The sequence below is a fragment of the Capsulimonas corticalis genome, from assembly GCF_003574315.2.
GTDB classification, from domain to species: Bacteria; Armatimonadota; Armatimonadia; order Armatimonadales; family Capsulimonadaceae; genus Capsulimonas; species Capsulimonas corticalis.
This window is the reverse complement of record NZ_AP025739.1, coordinates 4,889,978-4,912,014: the sequence shown is the minus strand read 5'-3', so window position 1 is coordinate 4,912,014 and position 22,037 is coordinate 4,889,978. Positions and strand designations below refer to the sequence as shown.

General features: G+C 60.8%; 11 protein-coding genes. All 11 read right to left on the bottom strand.

Translation table 11 applies throughout. The annotated features are described in order from the left end of the window. Positions 1 to 101: 101 nt before the first annotated feature. The 11 genes from D5261_RS20935 to D5261_RS20885 all read right to left on the bottom strand — a co-directional run bounded on the left by D5261_RS20935 (position 102) and on the right by D5261_RS20885 (position 21,529). Positions 102 to 3,815: a putative Ig domain-containing protein gene (locus D5261_RS20935; RefSeq protein ID WP_301002129.1), complete on the bottom strand. Its 3,714-nt coding sequence runs from the start codon at positions 3,813 to 3,815 to the stop codon at positions 102 to 104. Between the two features lie 178 nt (positions 3,816 to 3,993). Continuing rightward, complete coding sequence (locus D5261_RS20930) at positions 3,994 to 7,788, bottom strand: Ig domain-containing protein (RefSeq protein WP_301002128.1); 3,795 nt, start codon at positions 7,786 to 7,788, stop codon at positions 3,994 to 3,996. A 91-nt stretch (positions 7,789 to 7,879) separates the two neighbouring features. Then, complete coding sequence (locus tag D5261_RS20925) at positions 7,880 to 9,979, bottom strand: PA14 domain-containing protein (protein ID WP_119325288.1); 2,100 nt, start codon at positions 9,977 to 9,979, stop codon at positions 7,880 to 7,882. A 34-nt stretch (positions 9,980 to 10,013) separates the two neighbouring features. Next, the gene (locus D5261_RS20920; protein WP_119325289.1) at positions 10,014 to 13,334 is read right to left on the bottom strand and encodes a glycoside hydrolase domain-containing protein; all 3,321 of its coding nucleotides are present in this window, start codon (positions 13,332 to 13,334) and stop codon (positions 10,014 to 10,016) included. Between the two features lie 29 nt (positions 13,335 to 13,363). Next, positions 13,364 to 14,899 carry a hypothetical protein gene (locus tag D5261_RS20915; protein WP_125206438.1) on the bottom strand — a complete coding sequence of 512 codons (1,536 nt, stop codon included), beginning with the start codon at positions 14,897 to 14,899 and terminating at the stop codon, positions 13,364 to 13,366. A 144-nt stretch (positions 14,900 to 15,043) separates the two neighbouring features. Next, positions 15,044 to 15,874, bottom strand: a complete 831-nt coding sequence (locus D5261_RS20910; protein WP_119325291.1) for a DUF1559 family PulG-like putative transporter — start codon at positions 15,872 to 15,874, stop codon at positions 15,044 to 15,046. A gap of 105 nt (positions 15,875 to 15,979) precedes the next feature. Further along, positions 15,980 to 17,068 carry a GntR family transcriptional regulator gene (locus tag D5261_RS20905; protein WP_301002127.1) on the bottom strand — a complete coding sequence of 363 codons (1,089 nt, stop codon included), beginning with the start codon at positions 17,066 to 17,068 and terminating at the stop codon, positions 15,980 to 15,982. A 271-nt stretch (positions 17,069 to 17,339) separates the two neighbouring features. Beyond that, the gene (locus D5261_RS20900; RefSeq protein ID WP_119325334.1) at positions 17,340 to 18,170 is read right to left on the bottom strand and encodes a DUF1559 family PulG-like putative transporter; all 831 of its coding nucleotides are present in this window, start codon (positions 18,168 to 18,170) and stop codon (positions 17,340 to 17,342) included. Between the two features lie 86 nt (positions 18,171 to 18,256). After that, positions 18,257 to 19,384 (bottom strand): LacI family DNA-binding transcriptional regulator, encoded by a 1,128-nt coding sequence (locus tag D5261_RS20895; protein ID WP_301002126.1) that lies wholly within the window; start codon positions 19,382 to 19,384, stop codon positions 18,257 to 18,259. A gap of 104 nt (positions 19,385 to 19,488) precedes the next feature. Further along, entirely contained in the window at positions 19,489 to 20,571 is a 1,083-nt protein-coding gene (locus D5261_RS20890; RefSeq protein WP_119324964.1) for a glycoside hydrolase family 172 protein, read from the bottom strand. Between the two features lie 82 nt (positions 20,572 to 20,653). Next, entirely contained in the window at positions 20,654 to 21,529 is an 876-nt protein-coding gene (locus tag D5261_RS20885) for a phytanoyl-CoA dioxygenase family protein (protein ID WP_119324965.1), read from the bottom strand. Positions 21,530 to 22,037: the final 508 nt, after the last annotated feature.

Sequence of the window (22,037 nt, the reverse complement as noted above, 5' to 3'; positions counted from 1 at the left end):
TTTTTGTTTTGAGGATCTTTGATCCTCATCCAACTCTTAACCCTCTCCTAGAATTGGGAGAGGGTTGCCCGAAGGGCCGGGTGAGGGCTCCTCCCCTTTTTTTATTGCAGCGACGCGGACTGCATCGTGATGCTGCCCAGCGCGCTGATGTTGGTCCACTTCACCGTCAATGTCTGACCGGCGCTTGCGGCGCGGTAGGTGAGAGTGTAAACGCCGTTGCTGTTTTGAGCGACGGATGTGTCGGTGTAATCCGACGCGGAGCTGTCCGACAGGTGCGCGCTCAGCGTTCCGTTCGCTCCGTTGGCTCCGATGTACACTTTGAGTGTGTGTGTGGTTGTGCCCGCCGGCGCGGTGAAGCTGAAGTAGCTGTTCTGGCCGGAGAAGTAGACGCCGGTCGCTTGCGCCGTGCCGTTCCAGTTCAGGGCGTCGGTCCACAAGTAGCTGATGGCGTTGCCGCCGTAGGTGAAGATCGTGCTGGTGCACGCCCAACTGGCGAGCAAATTCGCGCCGTTCTTGTGGTCCCAGTTGCCCGAGCCTTCCGAGCCCCAGTGCGCCCAGTCGGCCGTGCCCTCCGTGGTCAGATTGATGCTGCTCGAAGGCGTCGCAAGCGACCCTGTGAGCGTGGCGCCCGAGGAGGCGGCGCTGATCGTAATCGTCAGTGTCTTGTTACCCGTTCCGCCGGCGTTCGTCGCGCCGAGGGTGACCGTGGACGTGCCCGCAGCGGTCGGAGTACCGGAGATCAGACCGGTGCTCGTATTGACCGACAGGCCGGCGGGCAGACCCGAAGCGCTGTAGCTCGTCGGGCTGTTGCTCGCCGTGATCTGATAAGAGAACGCTGTTCCCACCGTGCCGGAAGCCGTCGCGCCGCTGCTGATCACCGGAACAGCCGGAGGAGCCGCCGCGATCGTGATCGTCAGCGTCTTGTTGCCCGTGCCGCCAGCATTCGTGGCGCCCAGCGTGACCGTGGACGTTCCCGAAGCTGTCGGAGTACCAGAGATGGCGCCCGTGCTCGTGTTGACCGAGAGACCGGCGGGCAGCCCCGAGGCGCTGTAGCTGGTCGGAGAGTTGCTGGCGACGATCTGGTAAGAGAACGCCGCGCCAACCGTGCCTGACGCCGTGGCCGCACTGCTGATCACCGGAGGCGAGGCGACCGCGCCGCTCGCCGCGAAGGCAAGAACGACCACACCGCGATTGCCGGGCAGCGTGATGCTTGCGACAGACTTGCCGTTGAGAGCGAACGTGTAGCCCTTGAGGTAGTGGCTCTGCGTGGTCAGCGTGCCGTCACTGTTGATGCAGTGCGCCATCGTCGTCACATTGGTCTCATCCGAGTAGCCCGAGCCGTTGGTCCAGTCGCTCATCTGGAGGGTGAACGCCTGCGTGGTGCTGTCGGTGTAGTTGACGGTGAAGGTCTGGTTGGTGGCGATGCCGCCCGAGGAACAGCCGACCATGTTGAGCGTGGTGTAGCTGCCGGCGGGCAGGGCGACGGTGATGTTGCTCCAGGCGTCGAGGACGTTGGGAGCGGCGAAGGTGACGGAGCTTCCGTTGTAAGTGGCGGAGGATCCCAGTTCGCTTGCCAGGTAGGCGTGGTTGTAGGTGTCCAGACCGCCGGTCGAGAACGCCGTGCCGCTGGTGTAGATGGCGTTGACGTTGTAGGCCGTGCCGGTTGACGCGCTGATGGTGATTGTCAGCGTGAGGTTGCCCGTTCCGCCGGCGTTGGTTGCGCCCAGCGTGACGGTGGACGTGCCAGTCGCCGTTGGCGTTCCAGAGATCAGACCGGTGCTGGTGTTGACGGACAAGCCCGACGGCAGTCCCGAAGCGCTGTAGCTTGTGGGGCTGTTGCTCGCCGTGATCTGATACGAGAACGCCGTTCCGACCGTTCCAGAAGCCGTGGACGCGCTGGTGATCGCGGGCTGCGAGGGGCCGCCTCCGCCGCTTCCGGTCGTGGTCGCATTGATCGTGATCGGCTCAGTTCCGACTCCGCTGCCGTTCGCGGCGATCAAGGTGGCCTGATAGGTCGCCGCCGCCGGGGGTGTCCCCACCAGCGCATTGCCGCTCATCTTCAGCCAGCCCGGTCCGATGACGCTGTAGCTGGTGGGGCTATTGGTGGCGGAAACGGTCTGGGAGAACGGCGATCCAACGGTCGCGCTGAGGACCGATGGGACGCTCAAAACCGGGAACGAGCCTGTTCCCAGGGAGGTGAAGCTCATCCAGTTCAGGTCGACGCCGCTGGAATCTTGCCAGATCTGGATCGTGTGCGCGCCGGCCGCCAGGTTGACGTTGTAAGGCGCCGCCGTCGAAGTAAACGTGTTCCAGCTTCCCGTGGACGACAGGAGGTACTGATCGACGATATTGCTCCCAAGGCTGACATCATATCCGTCAACCAAGGCATGGATAAACGACGCGGCGCCAGGCGTCGCCTGCCGGACCTGCATCTGATACACGCCGGTTGCGGCGACATTGACGGTGTAGTTCGTCCATTGCTGCGCTCCCGTGGCGGCGACGCAATAGCCGTTGCTGACGGTGTCGGAGCAGGACGCGATTGCGACATCATCGTACCGGTAGGGCCCGCTCCAGTTGCCGGAGTACGTGAAGTTCGGGAAGTTCGCCGGGAAGTACGGCAGCGAGTTGTCGTAGGCCTGGTAGCCAGCCCAAAGGCCGCCGGAGTCGTAATTGTCCAGGTAGATCGTACCGGGAATAGAAGCCGGCGAGGCGGGATTAGGATACGCCGCTGCAATCGCGAGATTGATCGTCTCCGAGTATGTTCCGGCGCTGTTCGATGCGGTCAGGACAACCGGGTCCGGCTTGACCTTGTCGGCGTTGCCACCCGGCGGCGGAGCGGGAGCGGTCGCCGCGGTCGGCGTCCCCGAGATGATCCCGCTGCTGTAGCTCAGACCCGCCGGAAGACCGGTCACGCTAATGCTCGTCGCGGGCGTCGTGGTCCCGACGACATAGTAAAACGGTTTGCCGACCGCGCCTCGCGCGTAGAGCGGCGTGGTGAAGACCGGCTGATAAGATCCGGTCGGAGCCGGAAGGTACGGCAGTATGGCGTTGAAATAGTTCTGCGCCATGAAGTCCTCGCCGTCCGTAGCGGGATGCGTGCCGTCGGATTGGTTCATCCGATAGGCGTCGTAGCCGCCATACTGGTCCACGACGATGATCGGGGAGTTGGATGTCGTGTTCGCCGCCGCCCACGCCGGAATCGCGGCGTTGATCTGCGGGCTGACGCAAAGGTCCCCCACCCTCGAAATGAGTTGCGACACCAGAATGACGACGTTCGGATTCTCCTGGCGCAGTTCGGAAACGATTGTCGCATAGTTGCCGGTCGTCGCCTGCGGGTTGGTCAGGTAATTTCGCTGGTACGAATCCTGGGCGTTGCCGTCGATATAGAAGTCGTTGGTTCCCAGATGGATGATGGCGATGTCGGGGGCGTATCCGGTGGCCGCTCCGCCAGGCGCAAAGCCGTTGGCGATGGCCGCCGAGGTGAATCCCCAGATGGCCGCATGATGCGAGTGGAAGGTCTGCCCGTTCACGACAGCGCCATCCTGGGGATTCGGTACGGAGTCCGATGTATTCGAACCGCCCGTATAGGGGCCGACGAACTGGATATTGGGGGCGTAGCCTGCCCAGGCGAAGCGCTGAAAGAGCGGCCAGCGGTAGCTCGGAGAGTTGTTGCCGGCCGTGATCGAGTCGCCGATGCACATAATTTTCGTAGCGTTGGCGGCCTGCACGGAGCCAATCAGCGCGAGTATAAAGCCGAGGAGCAGTGGAAGCGCCCATTGCTTTCGGAATGGTTTTTGGTGAGTTGGTGATGCCATGGTAATCGTTTCTCAGGTATCGCGGAGGCCCTCACCCCCCTACCCCCTCTCCCAATTCTGGGAGAGGGGGAGTCAGAGGGAGTTTTATTTGGATCTTTGATCCAATTTTACTTTTAACCCTCTCCCAATTCTGGGAGAGGGTGGCCCGAAGGGCCGGATGAGGGCTCCTCCCCTTTTTTTATTGCAGTGACGCGGACTGCACCGTGATGCTGCCCAGCGCGCTGGTGTTGGTCCACTTCACGGTCAATGTCTGACCGGCGCTTGCGGCGCGGTAGGTGAGAGTGTAAACGCCGTTGCTGTTCTGAGCAAGCGATGAGTTGGTGTAATCCGGCGCGGAGCTGTCCGACAGGTGCGCGCTCAGCGTTCCGTTCGCGGCGTTCGTTCCCACATACACTCGAAGAGTGTGCGTGGTGGTGTCCGCCGGCGCGGTGAAGCTGAAGTAGCCGGAGGCGTTGGAGAAGTAGAAGCCGGTCGCTTGCGCCGTGCCGTTCCAGTTCGTGCCGTCGCTCCAGATGTAGCTGATCGCGTTGCCGGGGTAAGTGAAGACCGTAGCGGTCGCGGTCCAGTTGGCGATCAGGTTCGCGCCGGATTTGTGCGTCCAGCTTCCGGAGCCGTCCGATCCCCAGTGCGCCCAGTCCAGCGTGCCTTCCGTGGTCAGATTGACCGAGGAGGCAGGCGTTCCCAGAGTGCCCGTCAGCGACGCGCCGGACGCGGCGCTGATGGTAATCGTCAGTGTCTTGTTACCCGTTCCGCCGGCGTTTGTTGCGCCGAGGGTAACCGTAGAGGTTCCAGACGCCGTGGGCGTTCCCGAGATCAGACCAGTGCTCGTGTTGACCGACAGGCCGGCGGGCAGACCCGAAGCGCTGTAGCTCGTCGGGCTGTTGCTCGCCGTGATCTGGTAAGAGAACGCTGTTCCCACCGTGCCCGAAGCCGTCGCGCCGCTGCTGATCACCGGAACAGCCGGAGGAGCCGCCGCGATCGTGATCGTCAGCGTCTTGTTGCCCGTGCCGCCAGCATTCGTGGCGCCCAGCGTGACCGTGGACGTCCCCGAAGCTGTCGGCGTTCCCGAGATCGCGCCAGTGCTCGTGTTGACCGAGAGACCGGCGGGCAAGCCCGAGGCGCTGTAGCTGGTCGGAGAGTTGCTGGCGACGATCTGGTAAGAGAACGCCGCGCCAACCGTGCCAGACGCCGTGGCCGCACTGCTGATCACCGGAGGCGAGGCGACGGCGCCGCTCGCCGCGAAGGCAAGAACGACCACACCGCGATTGCCGGGCAGCGTGATGCTTGCCACAGACTTGCCGTTGAGAGTGAATGTGTAGCCCTTGAGGTAGTGGCTCTGCGTGGTCAGCGTGCCGTCACTGTTGATGCAGTGCGCCATCGTCGTCACATTGGTCTCATCCGAGTAGCCCGAGCCGTTGGTCCAGTCGCTCATCTGGAGGGTGAACGCCTGCGTGGTGCTGTCGGTGTAGTTGACGGTGAAGGTCTGGTTGGTGGCGATGCCGCCCGAGGAACAGCCGACCATGTTGAGCGTGGTGTAGCTGCCGGCGGGCAGGGCGACGGTGATGTTGCTCCAGGCGTCGAGGACGTTGGGAGCGGCGAAGGTGAAGGAGCTTCCGTTGTAGGTGGCGGAGGATCCCAGTTCGCTTGCCAGGTAGGCGTGGTTGTAGGTATCCAGACCGCCGGTCGAGAACGCCGTGCCGCTAGTGTAGATGGCGTTGACGTTGTAGGCTGTGCCGGTTGATGCGCTGATGGTGATTGTCAGCGTGAGGTTGCCCGTTCCGCCGGCGTTGGTTGCGCCCAGTGTGACGGTGGATGTGCCAGTCGCCGTTGGCGTTCCAGAGATCAGACCGGTGCTGGTGTTGACGGACAAGCCCGACGGCAGTCCCGAAGCGCTGTAGCTTGTGGGGCTGTTGCTCGCCGTGATTTGATACGAGAACGCCGTGCCCACCATGCCGGAGGCCGTGGATGCGCTGGTGATTACCGGAGCTGAAGGCGCGGCGGCGCTGATCGTGATCGTCAGCGTCTTGTTTCCCGTGCCGGCGCCGTTGGTGGCGCCCAGCGTGACGGTGGACGTTCCCGCCGTGGTCGGAGTTCCCGAGATCAGGCCCGTGCCGCTGTTGATGGTGACGCCGGCCGGCAAGCCGGTCGCACTGTAGCTCGTCGGCGCATTGCTGGCGACGATTTGATAGGAGAAAGCCGAGCCGACCGTTCCACTGGCCGTCGCGCCGGAGGTAATCACGGGAGTGACCGGTCCGGAGCCGCCGTATTCGTACGCGCCTTCGTCCACCGCCGAGCCCTGCGGGCGAGCGGAGCCGTTGATATCCGTGCTGGGATGCGAAACCGAAGTCGGGACCGCGTTCACCGCCGCCGATGTGGAAAGCAGCGAATAGTCGCCGGCGCTTGCGTTGTTAAACCCAACCGTGCTCGCCGTAGTGGCGATCAGGTTGTACGACGAGGACGCAGGCGCGTTGTCGCTCAGCCAGTTGCCGGAATCGACCAGGATGTTGCCATAGAAGTTCAGGCTGGCCCCATCGTTCTTGAGGATGGCGTTTCCGGAGTTCGGGTCGTTGACGAACGTGTTAAACCGAATGACGTTGTTGGCGCCGTTGTTCTGAACCGCCGCCTGATAGAGCCAGTAGCCGACGTTGGTCTTGTCCATCAGCATGTTCTGGACGGTGGAGTTCGAGCACTCCATATCGATGGTCGACGTCGCATCGTTGCTGCTCGTCCCGCCAGGCCCCTGCATGTGGAGACCGTCCACAACCAGCCCCGTGCCCTGCATATATAGCTGATTGTTCTGAAGGAAGCCGCCGGTGATCGTGATCGCCGCCGCATGGCCGGCCTGCGCGGAGTCGGTGTTGCTGATCGTCCAGTGCGCGCCGGGGCCGCCCGCCGCGGTGCTAAGCGCCGAACAGTGATCGAGCCAGATAGAGCCGACATTCGAACCGTGCGTGGTGAAGAACTCATATCCCGTATCGACGTAGGAACTGGTATGGTACGTGTTGTCCATATAGTCGCCGACGCAGTAGTGATATTCCGAAGTCTGACCGCTCATGCCGGTGCTGTTGTCGCCATAAGAGACGTAGGCGGTGTAGCCGCCGTACGCGTCTTGATTGGGCATGGGATATGCGGCGTAGCAGTTATTGTGGATGACCTGCGTTGCGTTGATGCATCCGAAGTTGTGCTTGCCGCATCGGTAGGATTCGACGCCGTTTAGCACGATGTCGGTCCCGTTCATGATACGCACGCCGTATCCGCCGTTGAGGTCGCCCGTTTCATCGCAAACTAAGTTGGTGAAGACCAGGTGATTGTGCAGGCTGTATGTCTGCGCATTGCCGTTGCAGATGACATCCTGGCGGCTGGCGACCGTATAGAGCTTGCCGTCCGAGTTCGGGTTACTGGGAACGTTGATCTTGAGCGTATTACCGTCCCACGAAAACGATCCAGGGATGCTCTCGACGGGCTGGTTCGCATTGGGGTTGGCCGGAACCAGGGCGACATGGTTGACATACACTGCTCCGACCTGCGTCGTATAGGAGTGCGTGTAGATCGTTCCAGTCGTATTCGTCCAGCCGGAGTTCGCAACCGGATCGCTGCCCCAGAACTTCGGCTTCGCGCCGGAGCCGTAGTCGGCGAAGGTGATCGGGTTTCCAGCGGCGCCGTCCCCACCCGTCGGGTTCACGGATTCATGCCACTCGCCTCCGCGCTGGAACAGAATGGAATCGCCCGCGTTGAAGTGTGTGGCGTTGACCTTGGCGCACGTCTTCCAGGGCAAGCCCGTCGACGTTCCCGCATTGGTGTCGCTGCCCGATGGGCTCACATAATAAGTCGCGGCGTGCAGCGGCGCGCTGGCGAGAACGGCCGTCGCCAGCACCGCCGCCCAGGGCGCCAGCAGGCGCGACGCCCGCTGACTGAGTTTCGCCGCGTAGCCGCTCCACGGGAGCGAGCTGTGTTCGTGTGGATCGCGTATCATATCGTCTCCTTGAAATCTTGTCGTGGTTTCCGCGGTAACGCTGTCGCGGCTTTGCTCCCGCGACTGAGCACGATCGTCCTTTCTGGAACGATTACGGCGCCGGGGTTAAGTTTGCGGCGGGAATCACCTGCCGCGTCAGAGCGCCGCTGTTGCCAAGCCACTCCAATTTCGCGGTGGCTCCGCCCTGGAACTGGCGGAAGTCCAGTTCGATCGTATATCTCTGGCCGGCGACCAGGCTGATAACGCCGTAGTTATCCTGCGGAGCGTGCGGCCCCCAGTTGTCCACAAGCGACTGCCCATTGACGTAAAGCCGCGCGCCGTCGTCGGACGTCACGTGGATTTGATAGGAATCGGTGATCGGCGCCGTGATGTATCCGGTCCACTTGGCGGAATAGAACGAGGTTTGGATCGCGGACGCCGGCGACGTCCCTTGTGGCCAGTTGAAGTTGACCGTTGGATCCGTCCGCGTCAGCGCCAGCGTGGTGAAGGTCGTTCCGCCGCCGCTCGGGTCGTTGTAGTACTGGCCCTTCAGGCCTGTTCCAATCGCGGCGTCCGTGTAAACGCTCTGTGTCTGGCTGTTCTGCGGATCGTTCCACCAGCCCCGATACATCAGCAGATCACCGCGCTTGACGGATGCGACCAGAGCGCTGTGCTGTCCGTTCAAATCGCCGTCGGGAGTATAGATCGCGCTATAGGCCGTCGGGTAAGTCCAGATCGCCGCCAGCGGGTCGCCGGTCGCGCCGTTCGTCAGCGCGCCGTATGGAATCGTGTAGGCGTAGTACTTGGGATTGGCGTGCTCGGGGATAAGCAGCACATCCGGCTCGGCGTCCGCCACTTGCTTGAAGATCGACGCATCGTAGGGCGCGTTGGTGTCGCCGTTCGAGTCGATATAGAAGATCGAGCAGCCCCAGCGCTGCTTGGCGTAATTGATCTTGTTGATCATCAGCTGCGCCGGGTTTGTCACTTCATTCTGCTGCGGCGACGGGCTGGTCACGAGCTGCTGGGGCCGGATGGTCACGCCTACGCGCAGCCCCGCGTTGCGGAACTTCTGGAAGAACTGGTCCGCGATCGGGTCCATCTCCGGCGCGCGGACGCTGAGCTGAGTCGGGTCGCCGACATAGCTCGTCGGCTGCGGAAACTCCTGCCCTTCGACGTCCCACACAATCATGCCCTGAGAGTTCATGCTTTGCAGAATCGGAATGCTGTTGTCGGCGTATTGCAGGAGCCGCTGCTGGAGCGCCGAAACGCCGGACGGGGTGGTGATGTCTACATAGGGATCGTTCAGAAACCAGCCGCGCGGGTTAGTCGCGGGGTGCGACTGACTGGTCGCCAGGAACAGCGCGCCGATAGATCGATGGTCCGGCCATTTGACCTGCGACGGCCAGGCCGTGCGGAAGCTGGTGTAGATATCGCCCGCGAGGGTCGGCGCCGTCGACCCGGTCGCGCCAAAGCGCAGGGAGATATTGTAAGTGTCCGAGGCGCCGGGAGCGATCGGCCGGTAGAACTTCGGATAGTTCGGGGGCTGGAACGAGAGCGGCATCGATCCGGTCCAGATCTCGTAGCGCTTGTAATTCGCCGTGTCGGGCGAAATGGTAAAGAAGCCGTTGTACAGATTCTTCACGACATCGTCATTGCACAACGCCATCGCGCCGGTCCCATAGTCGGCGACCTGCACGTTCGGGCCGTCCGAGTTATAACCGACATGCGGCGTGTTGGCGTCGTAGCCGATCGGAAAGTTGGGAAATCGGACATACAGAGGAGAAACGGCAAGACCGTTGATCGTATCGCCCGCCGTGGTGTTCGTCACCGTAATCGCCAGGTTCAGGCGTGTGGACGTCGGCTGCGTGTAGATGCACTTGACCGTTCCCCAGTCGTAGGTCAGGGTCAGCGTCTTTGTCGATGCGTTCCAGCTCGTCGTATAGCCGCCGTCCCAGCTATACTTGTCCGTGACCGTTCCGTTCGCAGCCTTGCGCTCGTACTCATAAACCGCGAACGCATCCTGTCCGTTCGCGTTCGTGTCGGCGAGCGTCACGCCGTTATAAACGAGGGTTGCAAGTCCCTGGTTGCCATAAGTCACTTGTAGCCCTTGCGCCGACGCATGGCCGGCGATTACGCCCATTGTCGCAATAGTAACAAAAGCATCGAGTGATTTCTTAAAGGTCGATCCTGACTTATGCCGAAACGTATGCATGGCGCCGGTCCTTTCAAGAATGAGACGAGCGTGTTTATTCGCCCGTCTCGATGACGATCTGCCGATAATCGTGACGCTCAATGGCGAGCGTCACCTGTCCGTCGGAGCCGGCCGAGAGTGCTTGCCCGGTCTCGGCGTCCGATACTTTCCAATGGGACGACGCGGGAAGACCGAGCGCCTTCGCGTCGATCCTTACGGCCGCACCCGTCTTTTCTCCCATGTTCGCAGCGACGATCAGCGCCTTGCCCGGCCGGGTCCAGCCGGAGACAAACACGCTGGGCGCCGCGCATTTCAGGCCGTTCGCCGGATCCCAGTATCCGTGGAACTGGACATCGGACGACTCCATGCCGAAGTGATCGCGCGCGATCCAGGCTTCCTGATTGAGACTGTTGGCGTTGGCCGACGCGAGCACATCATTCACCAGCAGCATCCCGGTGTAGGCGCGCATCGCCTTCTTCAGTACATCGTGGTCCCAGCTTCCCTGATATTCCTGAAGGAAGTTCACGGGCGAGCCCCACTGCTCGGGATGGTCCATGCGCAGACGCTCCTGCGACCAGAAATCCATGAAGTCCTTGCCCATCTCCGGGTAGATCACGTGATGCTCGCCGTCGAGCGCGATATCCGCCGCGCCCATCCAAGGCGCGATCAGGTGGTTAGTCATGTGCAGTACGATCTTGCCGCTCTTGCCCCGCTCGGCGAAGGCGGCGCGCATGCGCAGGAAGTATCGCCGCGTGTCAAACATCTGATAGGCGGGCTGCACGCGTCCATCCGGCAGCCGGTAGCCATGGCCGGAGTCGATATTGTCGTCGGCGATCGGGAAGACATTATCGACATAGAACCCGTCGATATCGGCGTCCTGAACCCAGTGGCTCAGCTTGTAGATCATGAAGTCCGAAAGCGTCTTGCCATAGGACAGGCCCCGGCTGACCCGGGTGCGCCACTCTTCATTGAAGTAGGTCAGCTCGGGAACGAACTGCTCGCCCATATTGATATGTTCGAAGTAGGGAACGGCGTTCGCGCGGTATTTGTCGAAGCCGAAGATGGTGGCGTTGCTTTCTTTATGCCGCGCCTCGACCATCTCATGGCTCTTGGGCGGATCGAGCGGAAACGGCAGAGAGCTGAAGATGAGCCCCATCGCGCCCGCCTTGCCCTCCGATTCGATCTGCGCCCAATCTTTGAACGAGTCGCCGGTCCACCACGTGTCCATCCGCCAGTGTTCCGGCATAGGCTTGACCGGCGTTGCCTGGAACGCAAACGTGATCGTGCGCGGCGTAGTCAAAGTGAACTTCCCGCCGATCAAGTTCAGCACGAGGTCCGTGCTGCCCGGCGAATCCCGCCGGATCTCAATCGCCGGAATTTGATTGCTCGGAACCCAGCCTTGGTCGCTGTCGGCGAACCAGCAGACGCCGCGCTCGGGATTGCCGATCCAGAGATACGGGATGAACGAGCCCACCAGCATGGGCTGACCATCCACGCGGCGCGAGTCCCAGAGTGCGCCCGTCTTGCCCTGCGGCAGGAACCGGTCGTCGAAACCGTAGCGGATCCCCTCCCCACACGCGTGCAGGTAATTTGCGGCGTCGTTGCGTAGCGGGACGACCAGCTTGAGAGAGTTCACGGAAACGGAGCCGTGCGGCGTCAGGGTCATTTCGACTTTGTACATGCCGTCGAATTCCGTCGTCACCTTGCTCGAAACCGAGATCTTCCCCAGTCGATCGTCGGCGCGCACGACAACCCGGTGCGCCGATGACGAGAGCGTGGTCAAGGCCGAGGCGCCCGTCCTCACCGGCGCTCCGGAGCCGAAGTCGGCGGCGAGATAGGCGCCGCCGGCAAAGAGGTCATGCCCCTGCGCGGTCATCTGGCTGGGCAGACCGGCGGCTCCGACCTTCATCGTGCGCCCCCAGACGCCGAACGTTCCGGCCTGGTAACTCACGGGAGTCCAGGGCGCGATTACCTTCTCGATATCGCCCAGCTTCGTGTTCCACCAGGGAAACGATGTGGGGTCCTTCTTGGTGAATTTGCTATCCCGGGTGAAAAGGATGTGGTTCGCGCCGTCATACGCCGTCAATTGCGCGGTGTAATCGCCGCCGGGGACATTGGGCAGCTGCAGCAGATCGCGGACGTAGGCCAGCGAGTCCAGATGGACGTCCTTCTCCGCCAGCGTCATATTTTGACTGTCCCGTACGGCGACATGGGCGCGCGCGATTTTGGCGCGGTCGTCATACTGGATAAAGTCGCCCGTCACGCGGACATAGTCGCGGGCGGGATTGTAACCAAGCGTGAGGTCGACTTTGTCTCCGGTGTCGTTCAGTTTTTGCGTCAGAGCGCTGTCGTCGCCCCACTGGCGATGAGCGCTCCAGTCAAGATAGGTCTGCGCGCCATCGGCGCTCGTAACCCGGATTCGGAATGCGCCGTCGCCGGGCTTGTCCAGATCCAGCATGGAGGCCGGGGCCAGGTCCTGCCCGGCTTTCACGGCGAGGTCACCCTCTTTGTGAACGCCGCCGTCGCTGTCGTAGCGCCAGTGCAGGGTTTGATCCTTCGGGGACCACGCCGCCAGCGCAAGCCCAAGTGTTTTCGTTTTTTCATCGCCCGCCGCGAGCAGATGCACCGCCGGGGCCTGCTTGATCAGCTTGTACTGCGCGTAGGTGTCGGGAACGGAGAAGCTGCCGGTTCCGGGGATGGAGTTCTGCTCCCAGGGACGCTTGAAGTTGCGCGACAGCAGCGCCGTGAAGGAGAAGCCGTCTTGAAACGGCTGATCGATATAGACGCTGGCGCGCGGGATCGCCAGCTCCATGTCCCAGTAGCGAGCGCCATCCGGACCGACGGTAAGATGGTTTTTGGGGCTCCAGTGCGCGGTCCAGCTCGGACGGGAGTTGCCGGCGGCCGGCTCCTGCATGACATCCCAGCGCGCTCCGGCGAAGTTGCCCAGATACTGAAAAAAGACCGGCTGGCCGTCCGGGCTGTGCGATCCGGCGTCGAGCCAGAACTCGTACGAATCGTCCATGACGGCGTTGACGTCTTTGCTCGGATCGCGCAGCGCCTGGATCAGCCGCTCGCCGGGACGCAGCGGCGAACGCATCGCCACATAGAGGTTATCCGCGTCCCACATCATCCAGAAGCGTGTTGGGCGGGAGCCCAGCGTGTGATCGGGAGTCTGAAGCGTGTTGATGCTTTCGGCGCCGCGCCACTCATCCTCATGGATTTCGCCATCCAGGGTCGGCTTGCTCCACGCGTAGGGAACCGCGATTTGCGGCGCTTTGTACCCGTCGGCCACGGCGGCGCCCGCCGGGCGCGGCATTGCCGCCAGGGCCAGCAAGGACGTCAGGGTAAAATAAACGATCGTATTGGGTCGCTGCATCGGTCTCTTTTTCTCACAACGGCCGGCGTTTACCGCCCCGCATCTTGATAGATCTTGGAAATCTGTGGATTTTGCGGATCTGCCCACCAGCCCCGGAACATCAAAATGTCCCCGCGTTTGACCGCCGCAACAAGCGCGTCGTGGTCCTTGTCCAGCGGTCCGTCCGGCGCGTAGATGGCGCTGAACGCGCCGGGATACACATCCCGGATATCCGCCGGGGTCGTTGTCACGCCCAGGCGAAGCTCATCGTACGGCGCCGTGTCGGCGTAGTAACGCGTGTTCTGGTGCTCGGGCATGATCAGCGCCGAAATCCCGCTCTTCTTCAGCTTCACCGCGACATTGTGGAAGATCGCCGGATCGTATGGGACATTCGGGTCGCCGTTGGAATCGACATAAAACAACGTGCAGCCCCAGCGCTTGTGGGCGTAGACCATCTTGTCGTAGAGCACGCCGACAACCTTCGCCGGATCGGAAATTTCCGTCTGCTCTGTCGCCGCCGCCGTGTGACGCAGGATCTGCGGACGCACGCAAAGCCCCGTCTTCAATCCAGCGTCGGTGAACTTCTTGAAGTACTCATCGGCGATGGCGTCCATCTCCGGCGCCAGTGTTTTTGTCAGCCTGGGATCGCCGATATACGTCGTCGCCTGCGGATACTCTTCCCCCTCGATATCCCAGGTGACCATCCCCTGCGCGTTCATTTCCTGCAAAAACTTGACGCTCTCGTCGGCGTAATCCATGATTCGCTTGCGGAACGCCGCGCGGCCGCGCTCCGAAACGACATCCATTGTCGGCTCCATCAGCCAGCCGCGCGGATTGCTCGCCGAATGGTACTGGGGCTCGCTGACGGCGAGGTGCAGCGTCCCAATCGGGCGACGGTCCTTCCATTGCAGCGTCGGCGGATAGGTCGCCTCGAACTTCTTTAAGAGATCGGCCGTCAGCGACTTCTGCGTCGCCGCCGGCGCGCCAAATCTCAGGGAAATGTGATACAAATCGTAGCCGCCCGGCGCGATCGGACGGACGATCCGGGAATCGAGCTGCTGGGACATCCAGCCGATATTCGACGAGCAAACCCAGATCGGCCGCGTTTGCAGGTCGGCGCGTCCAGGAAAGCCCATCAGCAATGGGCGGGCGAAATCTTCATTACAGACGGCCACCGCTCCCGAGCCATAGTTCGCGTAGCTGATAGTCGGAGCGCCCAGGTTCGCGCCCATGTAAACTGCGTTGGGGGTCCAGTCCTTCGGCGCCTGTGGAAACTTCAGCGCGAGCGGCTGGATCCAGATTCCCGAAATCGTAGCGGGCGACGTGTTCAGCACGCCGATGGTCAGGCTCAAACGGTCGGCCTTGACTTCATACGCGCAGCTCACCGCGCCCCAGGAATAGGTGTTTTTGATTTTGCGCGTGGACGGATCGATTTTGGAGGCGAGAGGCTTGAGATCGCCGTCCCGGCTTTGCCCTCCGGCGCCGCTCAGCGTGACATGCTGAACGCTGAGCGCGCCGTCGGACAGAAGCTCATCCCCGTGATATTGGAGCGACCCCATTCCGGAATCGCTCAACGTAATTTTCACTCCGGCTCCCTGCGCATCCGCCGGAGCCGCGTAAAGCGGCGCCAGCGCGCAGAAGACAAGGAACGATCTTAATGGAAATTTACAGCACACAAAATATCTCCAGTAATGCTCCATTGTCCCAGAGACAAGAGCCGGTCTCCGCATTTAGCTGATGCTGAACGTCGTGCGTCCATCCGGACAGGTCGTCCACTCCGAGAGCCACCAGTTGCCCGGGTTGGTGCTGCAATTTTCCGTTCCGGACGTATAACCCGGCGACACTCCCGTAGGCAGCGACCATTTTGTGTGACCGTCCGCATACAGGAAGTTGGATCCGTCGGTGTGCCGCCCTTTGGCGTCGATCATTTGCGCTGTCGGAAGGCCGTGCGGATCACCGTTATTGATCATCTGTCCCGTGGCGAAATGCGAGTAGCCGGTCAGGTTATCTTCCGCGCCGATGGTGTCGCCGGAAACAGCCTCCTGTGTGAAGTCCGTGATATTGGGGCTATTGAACGCCGAGACTTCCAGCAGATAGACGGTCTTCGAGGGACTGTTCAGCTTCGCAAGGGTGATCGCCGCCGCCGAGGCGTGGTCCGGAATAAAGTTTGCGTTCATGGCGTAAGAGATCGTGATATTAGCCGCGCCCGGATCATCCGGACATTTGAATATACCCGTGCTCTTGAGATAGGGATAGAGCTTGCCCGCCCAGCCCACGCCATAACCATCCCAGGAGCCCGGAACTCCCGGCTGTCCGTATCCCGCGCGAGAGCCGCAGGGATAGGTTTCGTCGTTATCCTGTACGTACTGAAGCACTCCCAAACCGATCTGCTTCTCGTTGCTCAAACACGACGCCTGGCGGGCCTTCTCACGGGCCTTGGCGAAGACGGGGAATAGTATTGCTGCGAGAATCGCTATAATGGCGATGACGACGAGCAGTTCAATCAAGGTAAAGCCATAAAACTGAGCTCGTGAACGGAAATTTGCTTTCTGTAAATTCAACGGACATCTCCTCGTTTGGAATAGAATCGTAACCGATATGAAACCACAAGATAATAAACGTCGATGTTGCCTGAAAAACGGCAATGTTGCCCGAAAATGGTAAAATCAATCTCTCGCCGGCGCGGGCCCGGTCGAATCTCCCAGTCTCAATCGCGCCAGAACTGTTGCTGTTCTGGCCTTACCTCCCTGATCGCCAATTGCCTCGATCAGCGCGCATGTCGCCCTGGCGCCGATTTCTTGAATAGGAACGTGGACGGTCGTCAGGCGCGGCGTGAAGTAGTCGTAAGTCTCGTTGCCGTCGTAACCCACCACGCTCACATCTTCCGGAACGCGAAGGCCCGCTTCCCGAAGCGCCTCGATCGCCCCCACCGCCGCGTTGTCGTTCTGAGCGATCAGCGCCGTGTAGCCCAGCGTCCCCCAGTTCGAACCCAGCCACTCGCGCATCGTCCGCCGCCCCTGCTCCACGAACTCCGTCTTGGAATCGCGACCGATCCGCAGATGCATCTGACGGATCCCGTTCAGGCTCGGCTCGATCCCCGCCGACTGAAGCGCGTCCCGGTAACCCGAAAGGCGCTGGTCGATCAAGCGGTCGAAGCCCGAGATCAGGAAGCCGATCCGTTTGTGGCCAAGCGCCAGCAGATGGTCCGTCGCGTCCTTGGTTCCCTGGTAATCGTCCACCACCACGCTGCTCACTTCGTCCACTGGGTGAAGAATGGAAACACAGGGAAGACCCGCCGGCATGTTCCCGAGAATCTCCTGTGTTTCTTCTTCGTTGACGCTCATCAAAAGACCGTCGATCTTGCCCCAGATGCTGGGATCGCTGCTGCGCGTCAGTAAAAGGAGCGGCAGCCGTTGCTCGGCGGCTTCCTGCTGAATTCCATCCAGCAGATGCGCCCAGAACAGCGAGCTGCTCCGTTCGGTGAAGCCGCCGCCAGCGAACCCGATGATGCCGTTGGCCGCCGTGCGCAGGGTCGGCGCGACAAACACGCCTCGTCCCTGTTCGCGGACGATCAGCCCATCCTTTTCCAGCAGGGCGTGAACCTTCTCGACGGTCCCCCGGCTGACTCGGTGCTCGTTGCGCAGTTCGACAAACGAGGGAAGCCGGTCGCCGGGTTTGAGACGCCCATTTTGCACGTCCGCACGAAGCCGGGTCACGAGATCGAGATATTTCGGCTTTTGCGATTTGGCGCGCATGATACGTTTCGCCCGATCGTCCGAGAAAGTGTGCTGGTAAATCTTCATCCATCCGGTAAGTATGCCAGCAGAGTTAAGACATTATATGGTCGATTTTGCATTCTGTCAAGGATTTTTTTTCGAATTTTCGAGACTATGCCAGCAGAGTTAAAAACCAGCGTATCGGAGATAAAAAAACGCCCCTCGAACGCCAATTCATGGCGATCCAGGGACGAGTATTCACACGGTGAGGTAACTGCCGCGCATTTGTGAGATGCAGCGGCGGAGGATTTTAATTGATGCTGAAGGTCGATCTGCCATCCGGGCAATCCGTCCACGCGGCAAGCCACGAATAGTTTGGATCGCCGCTACAGAAGTGCGTGCTGGCGTTATATCCTGGCGATATTTTCGTAGGCAGCGACCATTTTGCGTGCCCGTCAGCGTAGAGGAAATTCGAGCCGTCAGTATGACGTCCCTTGGCGTCGACCATTTGCTGTGTCGGCAGCGTTTTGGTGTCTCCGATGTTGCGCATCTGTCCCGTTGCGAACCGGGAATAGCCAATCAAATTGTCTTCCAGTCCAACCGTGTCACCGGAAACGGCCTCATGCGTAAAATCACTGACAGGTGGACTTTGGTATTGGGAAACCTCCAAGAGGAACACAGTACTCGCCGGGCTGTTGAGTTTGGCGATACTGATTGCCGCCGCCGTGCTGTGATCAGGAATGAAGTTCCCGTTCATGGCGTACGAGATGACCGGAGTTACCGATCCGCTATCATCCGGGCATTTGAACACCGCCACGCTCTTGACGTAGGGGTAGATCTTGCCGGCCCAGCCCACGCCATATCCGTCCCAGAAGCCCGGTACTTGCGCGTCCGGACTGCCGTAACCCGTATGGGAGCCGCTCACGTAAGTTTCGTCGTTATCCTGAACATACTGCATCAATCCCAGGCCAAGCTGCTTCATATTGGATAAGCAGCTAACCTGCCGCGCCTTTTCGCGAGCCTTGGCGAAAACAGGGAATAGTATCGCTGCGAGAATCGCTATTATTGCGATGACGACTAACAGTTCGATGAGTGTAAACCCATAAGATTGGGTACGAGAAAACTTCGGTTGTACTTTCATCTGACATCTCCTAATTTCGACTGAAATCGTGACCGATATGAAACCGCAAGATAATAAACGTCGCTGTTGGCCGGAAATGCGAAGGACTATCCCTTCATTGGAGGAGGAGCGGTGGATCCTCCCAGTCTTAAGCGCGCGGGCACGGTCGCCCGCTCAGGTTCACGCCCGCGTTCATGCAGGCCGTCGATCAGCATTCGCGCCGCCCTGGCGCCGATTTCTTGAATAGGAACGTGGACGGTCGTCAGGCGCGGCGTGAAGTAGTCGTAAGTCTCGTTGCCGTCGTAACCCACCACGCTCACATCTTCCGGAACGCGAAGGCCCGCTTCCCGAAGCGCCTCGATCGCCCCCACCGCCGCGTTGTCGTTCTGAGCGATCAGCGCCGTGTAGCCCAGCGTCCCCCAGTTCGAACCCAGCCACTCGCGCATCGTCCGCCGCCCCTGCTCCACGAACTCCGTCTTGGAATCGCGACCGATCCGCAGATGCATCTGACGGATCCCGTTCAGGCTCGGCTCGATCCCCGCCGACTGAAGCGCGTCCCGGTAACCCGAAAGGCGCTGGTCGATCAAGCGGTCGAAGCCCGAGATCAGGAAGCCGATCCGTTTGTGGCCAAGCGCCAGCAAGTGGTCCGTCGCGTCCTTGGTTCCCTGGTAATCGTCCACCACCACGCTGCTCACTTCGTCCACTGGGTGAAGAATGGAAACACAGGGAAGACCCGCCGGCATATGTTCGAGCAGGATCTGCGTTTCATCGTCGTTGACGCTCATCAAAAGACCGTCGATTTTGCTCCAGATGCTGGGATCGCTATTGCGGGTCAGGAGAAGCAGTGGCAGCTCCTTCTCCGCCGCCTCCTGCTGAATACCATCCAGCAGGTGCGCCCAGAACAGCGAGCTGCTCCGTTCGGTGAAGCCGCCGCCGGCGAACCCGATGATCCCGTTGGCCGCCGTGCGCAGGGTCGGCGCGACAAACACGCCTCGTCCCTGTTCGCGGACGATCAGCCCATCCTTTTCCAGCAGGGCGTGAACCTTCTCGACGGTCCCCCGGCTGACTCGGTGCTCGTTGCGCAGCTCGACAAACGAGGGAAGCCGGTCGCCGGGTTTGAGACGCCCATTTTGCACGTCCGCGCGAAGCCGCGTTGCGAGGTCCAGGTATTTCGGATTTTGCGTTTTGACGGGCATAGTTTCGTTCGATCGTTCGGCGAAAGTGTGCTGACTCATCGGTCATTCTCGACAGGTGTGCCAGCAGAGTTGAGTTATTATATGACCATTTTCTCGTTCTGTCAATGGTTTTTCAGAACTTTCGCTCTGCTGGCCAGAAGATTTCAGATGACTTCGAGATAATCCCGATCCGGGAGCGCCGGGAACGGCGCGGTGGGGAGCGTTTGATACCAGTACGCGACGCTGGCGATATCGTCCTGGCGGGGCAGGAAGCGATGTCCCGAGCGCCATCCGAGCGCCTGGATCGTCACCTTGAGGTCCTGGGTAAAGCGCACCGGGTCCATCACATGCCAGCGATAGAGACCGAAACGGGTCTGCGACGAATACATGCCGTTCGGGCGGATCACCTGGGGCAATCCCGCGTAGGGCGTCGTGTACTCCTGGTACTGCTTGGTGGCGTGGTTCTCGAAGTTATACGAGCCGCAGAAGTAATCTTCCGTGCCGGTGCCGCAGATCGTTGGGAATTCGCCGTCGCCGTCAAGATAGAACTTAATCTCGCCCTCGCCCCACCAGCCGGTGTTGTTCACGCCCCACGCCATGTACGTTCCGGCGAACTGCCCCTGCCCCTGCACGCCGTCCAAAATCGTGTAGACGTCTTTGTACGGCAATGGATTGACGCGCCGGAACTGCGCGTGGAAGTAGGCGGCGTCTTCGGGCACGTCCGTCAGCGTGTAATTGACCTGGTAATACAGCGTCATCTCTTCGTCGGCGATATTCTCAAATGTGATGCGGCATTTTTTGCGGAACGGCATCTCCCAGTAGCAGTTGAACGCCGAGCCGGGGTTGACGCAAACAGCGAGCGACGAGACCGGAGCAAACGTCCCCCACCCGCACGCGAAAAAGTCGCCGACGGGACATTCGACCGAAGGATGCTCCTGATCGTCCCAGTAGATCCGGATGATGGAGTATCTCCAGTTGCCCGTCGGCGTCATCCAAATCTGCTGGATCGCCCCCGACCCATCGATCTCCGCGATCGTGCGCGTTTCCCCCGAAGCGATCTTGATGTACGGGTTGACCTTCCAGCCGACGCCCAGATCCCGGGCGTGATAGGACGACGATCCTTCGGTCGCCATGCCGCCCTTGCCCTTTTCCCCGGTGAAGTTTTCCGGAGAGATGGAGCGCGTCTGCGCTGAGGAGAGACGTGAGAGATTGCCTAAATGCAGGCCCAAACCATTGAACTGCGTCATGCGCGATATTGCTCCTGATGTTGTTTTTGTTGCGTTCGTCGAGATCGAATTTTCGTCCGGTTGCGCCGGTCGTGCGTGAATGCTAAACGGCGAGCGCTTCGCGGATGCTGATCTCCACGGGGGAATAGTCGCCGTCCGGCCGATCCAGCGCCATCGGGCTTTTCAGCGGCGTGGTGCGGTTGCACATAAAGCGCGGCGTTCCCGAATGGTTTTGCGAGGCGGCGTGGTAGAGAAACGGATGGCAGATCCAGACGTCTCCCGGCTCCGAGGTCGTCTCCACGACGCGAAGCTCGGTTCCCAGCTCATCGGTCGTCGCGGCGTCCATGAACTTCGCGACTCGGTCCACGCCGTCCGCCGAGCCCTGGGTTAGCTCGGCCAGCCAGGGATGCGCCCGGCTGCACGCCGGCAGAGCGTCGTTCAGCTCGATCCCGTCCGGATGCGCCGCCAGAAACCGCGCGACGATCTTGTGCGATCCGGCCGCCACCAGCGTTCCGCCGCCCTGAGGCGCGACGCTGGACAGGTGCGGCAGCAGCAGCAAGCCCTGATCCGGCGCCGTGACGCGGTGCCGGAACTGAATGCCGTCCCAGTGCCAGCCGCCCGTGGGAACGTCCCAAGGCTTGTCGGCCCCGAGCGCAAAGTTGACGGGCCACCATCCCCACCCGATTTTCTTGCCGCGATCCGCCCAGCGGTCTCGGCCGACAATCTCCTCGATGGCGTCCTCCAGACGCTCCGTCATGCACGACGTAAACACGTCGTCGTCATATACCTCCCGAAGATGGACCATCGGCTCCGTCCAAGTTGCGCGGTCCTCTCGCCCTACACCCCGCTCGGCAAGGCGCTCCCAGAGAAAATCCTGCGCCGCAAGCGCCTTTTCGCGCGGAAACGCTCCCTCCAATTTGACATAGCCCTGGTCGATGAAATGAGCGATCTGCTCATCCGTCAGCACACGATTCGCCATTGTTCTTCTCCTAGATCAAATCCGCAAGCAGGCTTTCGAAGAAAGCCCACGGAGCGGATGACCGCAAGAGTTCGACGAACTTTCCAATATTCCTCTTGCGCATTGAAGAATAATCGTCACGGCATTCCGCAAAAATCGCCAATAATTTTCCTTGACGATCCATCAGACCCGTGATATACTGAAATTGCGTAAACGATTGCGATTTTTCGAAATCACTTGCGCGTCAACAAGGGGATGAGACGGCGCCGGCAGAGCGCTCATGGGAGAAACGAGGGTGATTTTCTACAAAATCGCCTATCGAAACAAAATTAATTGCAATATTTGACAATCTTCCTTGACAAAACACAAGATCGAGAATATAATGCAGAACAGTTGCCGTAAAGGTTTACGCAACTGTGGCAGCGTCGCCTATTTCCTTGCTCTGACGTGATGTGTATTTCGGATTTCACACGCACGCAATTGGCGCCGTCCTTCGTTTCCAGCGATCGACCCAGCGCCTTTCGATATC

Excerpts from the sequence above, each read along its gene's own strand:
- D5261_RS20935 (WP_301002129.1), bottom strand. The coding sequence starts at position 3,815 with ATGGCATCACCAACTCACCAAAAACCATTCCGAAAGCAATGGGCGCTT.
- D5261_RS20930 (WP_301002128.1), bottom strand. The coding sequence starts at position 7,788 with ATGATACGCGATCCACACGAACACAGCTCGCTCCCGTGGAGCGGCTAC.
- D5261_RS20925 (WP_119325288.1), bottom strand. The coding sequence starts at position 9,979 with ATGCATACGTTTCGGCATAAGTCAGGATCGACCTTTAAGAAATCACTC.
- D5261_RS20920 (WP_119325289.1), bottom strand. The coding sequence starts at position 13,334 with ATGCAGCGACCCAATACGATCGTTTATTTTACCCTGACGTCCTTGCTG.
- D5261_RS20905 (WP_301002127.1), bottom strand. The coding sequence starts at position 17,068 with ATGCGCGCCAAATCGCAAAAGCCGAAATATCTCGATCTCGTGACCCGG.
- D5261_RS20900 (WP_119325334.1), bottom strand. The coding sequence starts at position 18,170 with ATGAAAGTACAACCGAAGTTTTCTCGTACCCAATCTTATGGGTTTACA.
- D5261_RS20895 (WP_301002126.1), bottom strand. The coding sequence starts at position 19,384 with ATGAGTCAGCACACTTTCGCCGAACGATCGAACGAAACTATGCCCGTC.
- D5261_RS20890 (WP_119324964.1), bottom strand. The coding sequence starts at position 20,571 with ATGACGCAGTTCAATGGTTTGGGCCTGCATTTAGGCAATCTCTCACGT.
- D5261_RS20885 (WP_119324965.1), bottom strand. The coding sequence starts at position 21,529 with ATGGCGAATCGTGTGCTGACGGATGAGCAGATCGCTCATTTCATCGAC.